Origin of the sequence: Bartonella sp. CB10SXKL, from assembly GCF_042195515.1 — a bacterium.
Classification (GTDB): domain Bacteria; phylum Pseudomonadota; class Alphaproteobacteria; order Rhizobiales; family Rhizobiaceae; genus Bartonella.
Window position 1 is genome coordinate 1 of sequence record NZ_JBHION010000031.1, and the last position, 5,756, is coordinate 5,756.

Sequence of the window (5,756 nt, forward strand, 5' to 3'; positions counted from 1 at the left end):
GAGTGGCATTGTTAATGATGCCAATCGTTATGCTGTTGAAACCATTGGCAACCCTGCCTACCCTCTAGAGTTATTTCCATAAGTTTAGAGACAATGAAAATTGTTAAGAACCTACCAAAATTGGAAATAAGAGAAACTGAATAACTTAAAAGCATGCTCACATAATGGGTATGATAAACTCATAAGGGGTATAGAACATAGCGATTAATCTATACCTCTCTTGTTAAGTTGATTACCTACCATCTTAAAAGGAGTGTTTATATGCGTTATTCTAAAAAGAAATCCCATCTTAAAGTGAATAGGCTTCTTTTGAATTGCCTTTAAAAGATTATATCGTAATCTAAAATGAGTGCTTTATGCTTTTCAAAAGCTTTGTTTAAAGAGAGTTATGTATATTCATTTTCTTATATTACTTATAGGTTTTGAAGGTGTAAAAACCGTCAAAACCCCCTCAAAACGTATATTATTAGTTGAATTTATAGGTTGTATTATCAATATAGATTGTTTTTTTAAGATCTGTAAAATCTTAACCTATTGAAATATATTGATTTTAATTTTCTCTCATTAAAAAAATAATATAGGCTCTAAAAAGAACTGACAACACTGACACGGTCTATTAAAAGGGATTTTTCTAATCTTTATAATGATCAATCTCTTTTTAGATGTTTTCATAACAAGCAATAAATCGCAATTATTCTATTTATCAACTAGTTGTATAACATCATCTAAGGTATAAGTTTTCATGAATCTTCCCCTGCATACTCTTTAATTCTTTTGCAGAGAAATTCATAAAAATTACTTGCGTAATATTCGGAATCTTCAGATGTATACTTGAGATAGAGTGGGCATTCACCATCCCGAAACTGCGTATAATCAAAATAAAAGGTTTCACCAAAATCAGTTGTGCAGATAACAAGTTGTTTGGGGTCCGTAAAGCCATCTCTTCTATCGAGCAAATTTCGGTAAACAATATCACCAGCAGGAATACCTGCACAGACTTCATAAATACTGAATATTTCTTCACCTCCAATTTCTCCTCCTCCATAATTTTTTAAAAAATTCTTATAGGAAGAGGTAAATTGTAAACCAAGAGTGTTTTCAGCTGTTTTAATCCGTACATCATCAGGGGCATTATCTTGAGTACCAAAATTAATAACATGACTATGCATATCAACATATTGTGCAACATCTGATAAAGTATAACTTTTCATAAATTTTTCTCCATAAGTCACAGCGTGTTTTTACTCATAATGAGTGTTCCTAATGATCAATCTTTTTCTACTATAGCCAATGGAATTGAGATGAGATTGATAAAATCATAAGAGATATGTTCTTGACGGAGCTCTTTTCTCATCTGTCTCTGTACAATCATCTCGCATTTACAATATATGATGGAATTAAAGGAGGTGATCATTAAAGTTTAGAGAGCGCCTTTTAGGGATATTATTTCAATATTTGCAATAATTACTCTTTCTTTTTTCCTACTTAGGAATTTTTTTTGAAATCCAACAAATAACTTTTCTGATAAAATTTGTCTTTGGATTCATAGGAGCAAGCAAACTCCTGCCTTGATAAAATGAGTAGAGAACCTCAACGAGAGGACTATCTTGTTCTTGTGTCACAGGATGTAACATAATAGGTCTAAAATCGACTCCAATAGGTGCTCTTCCTGATACCATTCTTTCCACATTTGTACCCGTTACTATCTGTCCTTCTTCTTTCCAAGAAGAAACTGTTTCGGGCTCACACAGTTCATCTTCCTGATAAACTTTTTGACTTTTAAATTCCACCGGCTCAGCTGCCCCCATACTTTTTTTCTTTATCCATTTCATGATTCATAATCCCCTCGATTTTTTCAAAATAATCAATTTATTCTTTGTTCTAAATAGACTTAAATAAACTCTCCTTCCAAGAGCGAGGTTATTCCTCGCTAGAAAGCTCTGAGTGATCATCAAAATCTTTTGCTACCCGTTCAATCAAAGCGTAGCTCACTTGCTTCACCTTTGCTACTTCTTTGGCTAAAGCTAATGCACGTTCAAGGTGGGTTTTGTTGATGCTCTCGTCAAAACCTAGGTGATCACCTGCCGTAAAGCTTTGCTGATAAGATTGTAAGGTTTCAGCATCACCCAACAAAGCAAGAGCGCCAAGATGAAGTAAAGCATAATCCGTATCGTTTGCTTTAGACGTAGCGCCTTTTTCCCAAGGAGCTATACCATAATCAGAGCGTAGCCTTTTAGAAAGGTCAATGTCTTTGACTGACCATTTTAGCGCGTCATCAAGCGCTTGCTTTAAGCGATCCGCAGTGACTTCTGGTTCAAAGATTTCTAAACCCTTTGCTTCAAAATTAAGCTGTAAATCTGGAATATCTTCCGTGTAGGTAGGATCAATGAATTTACAAGCGGTGGAAAGAATGCCCGTGCTAATCAAAAAGGCGCTATCAAATTGTGGGTAGTCTTTGGCAATTTCGTCGTTATAAAGAATGTCTACTTCACGATCAGCCAATTGATAGCTTGCCATATAATCATTCTCATTGATTTTCTCGGTTGACCAGCCTAGGCTTTTTAAAATTGCATGAGCACTTTCCATGGTGAGACGATCATCAGTGTCATCCGCTTCATCCACTTCCTCTGCCACTTCAACAGAAGTTGTTTTAGAAGCAACAGATGCTGTTTGCGCATCCAAGCTTAAAATCGGAGCATTTTTAGGAAAACCAGTCCGATAACGGCGTGCAAGAGTAAGGACGTTATCAATAATATGTGCTATGTTTTCCCTTATCAAAGCTGAAAAGTTTTTATCCTTCAAACTTTCCTTATAAAATTTGAGTTTTTCAACATCCCCAATAAGAATAAGTGCAATAAGGTGCAACTTCGCAAAATCATATTCACTGTCTGGGGACAAAGCCGCATAATCATAGATGATTTGATTCACATTTTGTCGATCAGCCCAGCACAAAATATCCGCACAGATCTGCTTCAGTTTACCTTCATCCAATTCAGTACTAGAAACTGTATAAAATTCTTCTGCCTCTTTGAGAGCTATATATTGGGGCAATCTAGGAAACATCTCTCTATGAGCAGTAGAAAAACTAAGTGTTGAAAGGGAAGCCTTAAATACAACAATCGGCTCTTCTTCATCACTTTGAAGGTTATACATTATATTGATGATAAGGTCTTTACTTACAAAATAAGCATTGCGATCATAGTTCTTATCTCGATAAACTGTCCACCCCATCCTTTTTAAGTCTTCAGAAACTGTATTAAGAAAAGACAAATCTTGCAAACTAAGACGATCATCTATGGCTTTTCGCTCATTAAAGATTTTCAGATGTCTTTCTGCAAATTCAACAGCGTGATTAACATACCCCTCCAGTTCTTCATCAAGATTTTGCAAATGCTCAGGAATCTTATCCTCTGCAATAGAATCTTGATAGGATTTTAGGACATCAATTTGACCTGTCAATGCTAAACAAGCCAAATGCCAAATCACAGCTGGATAATAGCTATATTTTTGGATAAGCGTTTTGCTTTCTATTGACGCTTGTAAATCTTGGGCACGTGCCCACTGTATCACCCGCTCAGAGATTTTTGTCAACTCTTGCTCATTCAATATCTCTACACAAATATCAATTCCTTTATCAACCCCACGAAAATTCTCTCCTCCAATCGTATTAAAAGATCGATAAATATCCGTAGGTCGTACAAGATTACGTTGTCCACAAAAATGAATATACAAGCAAGCCAAAGAAATCTCTTCATTAGATATTTCAGCTTCGAGATGAATATTGTACTGATCATAGAGATGTACAAAGCCAAAATCTAACTTAATAAAACGATCCGGCAAAACCAACCACATTTTCCCAAGCTCTGTGGCAAACCACCCTTGAATTTTAAAAATGCGAGTTGCTGCTGTAAGACTCATCGACCACTGTTTAGGTTTTTTACGCGCTAAAATGTCATCTAACTCCCCGTTTTTATAAGCTTGCGCAAAAAGAATGAGGCGCTCAATCCACCCTATTGTTTTGTAATCTGAAAATTCTGGTACATGTAATTGGGGTGTAAACTTAGAACTTTTTAAAGCCTCAATATCACCAAGTAATGCTTCTGCAACAGCAGAATGATTGGCTGCTTTTTCACGTAATTTTTGTTCAATATCTTGTGCTTTCGCCCAAGCGATAACCCTATTTAAAGATTCCTTAACATGGCTTTCTGAGAGATCTGAAGCTGTAACATCGAAATCCTCTTTCGCAGAAAACAGCGTATCTTCATACTTATCCTGTGATACTTCACCACTAGCATATTCCCAAGCAAGGCAATAAGCAGCAGTGGTAAAATCAGCCGATAGCCGAAATTTTCCCCCATCCTCTCCATAATCTACAACATCATAACTAATGCCTACAATGCGATCGGGAAGATGATAATGCGCAAACATACTACCATCTTCAGCACGATAAGGTTCCCAGCCAAGCGTTTTTAAAATCTCTGTCACGTCTTTAGTTCGCATCGCTATTCACTTTCATTCAAAAAGTCCTGGATAATGAAAAACGTTAACGTCAGTTTTGTCTAACTTATTATTCAATTGTTCTTTAATCCATTTTCTATTCTCATTTTCCAATTCTTTCTTACTTCCTTTAAAATCTTTGAAATCTTTTTGATATTTTTCTAAGAACTCTTTGTTATCTTTAAGAAATTCCGTAAATTTGCCTTTTGTGGGCTCTGCATTTCCTTCTTTATATGCCTCTTTTAAAATCTTTTGTTGTTCACTTAATTTAGAATTCTTCCCCGTTTTTACCTCGCCAATTTTTATTTTACCATTCTCTATATAAACAATATCCGCACGAGATCTTACTACCCCCTTATCCGTCTTAGTTTTGAATACTATTTCTGTTTTGCATGTTCTACATCCTTCATCATTTAATTCTTGTTTTTTCTCATCGCGTTTTTTATCATGATGCTTCCTGACTTGTCCAAGTATGTTACCCGTTCCATCATTATTGTTTTGTGGTTCTTTATTGTTTCCGTTTTTTTTCTTATTTTTACTTTCCTTCTGAGAATCTTTATTTTTTTCTTCTTGTGAGTTTTGATTTGTTTTTTCGCTATCTTCTGCAGAATTTTTCGATGCAAACCAATAGGTAAGGAAATCAGCTATAGCGGTTCTATTGTTAGGAGATTGAACAATAGTTGCTCCACCAGCCATAAAAAGAGACAGAGCTGCCAACTCTTGTGGCGTAAGCGACACAATGAACGCTACAGCAGCTGCTACCGCAGGAAGAAAATTATTTTCGGCAGCATTACCTGCGGCATCAGCGCCAGTATTGACATCACCACCAGCAAGGGCAGCAGCAAAGCCCCCCGCTATGCGCGCGATATCAATGGCATGATCATTAAAATCAGAAAACTGTGCTTCAATCTTTGCATTGATACGCGCTTGTTCTTCTGCCGTTGGAACACGACCATCCAATGCTGCTATTTCTTTTTGTATAAAATTTTTGGTCGACAGTTTAAACTGGAGCATGGCTGTGGCTTCGCCCACAGCACCCCCCACAGCACCGGCCGTGCAAGCACCACTCGCAACCGCGCCTTTTAAGCAGCCAAGACCGGCGTGGGCAACGATCTGCGTGACCGTGTCTATTTTGCCTTCTGCCTTGGCGGTACCGATTTCTTCTGCCAATGATTTGCCAACCGTATCAGACAGGGCGATGCGCAGATTGTTAAAAAAGTTCTTGTCAAGAGAGCCGCCCTCAAGAGCCGTCTGCACGC

4 protein-coding genes are annotated in these 5,756 nt (G+C 37.0%); all 4 read right to left on the reverse strand.

The window, feature by feature from the left end:
- Nucleotides 1-740 precede the first annotated feature (740 nt).
- Nucleotides 741-1,211, reverse strand: coding sequence for an SMI1/KNR4 family protein (locus ACFIK3_RS08890; RefSeq protein ID WP_375676573.1), 471 nt, complete (start codon nt 1,209-1,211; stop codon nt 741-743).
- 270 nt (nt 1,212-1,481) lie between these two features.
- A complete protein-coding gene (locus ACFIK3_RS08895; RefSeq protein ID WP_375676574.1) occupies nt 1,482-1,832 on the reverse strand; it encodes an HNH/ENDO VII family nuclease in 351 nt (116 codons plus the stop codon).
- Nucleotides 1,833-1,920: 88 nt separating this feature from the next.
- A complete protein-coding gene (locus ACFIK3_RS08900; protein WP_375676575.1) occupies nt 1,921-4,500 on the reverse strand; it encodes a DUF6990 domain-containing protein in 2,580 nt (859 codons plus the stop codon).
- A 12-nt stretch (nt 4,501-4,512) separates the two neighbouring features.
- The coding region (locus tag ACFIK3_RS08905) for a DUF637 domain-containing protein (protein ID WP_375676576.1) at nt 4,513-5,756 on the reverse strand (1,244 nt) is incomplete at its 5' end.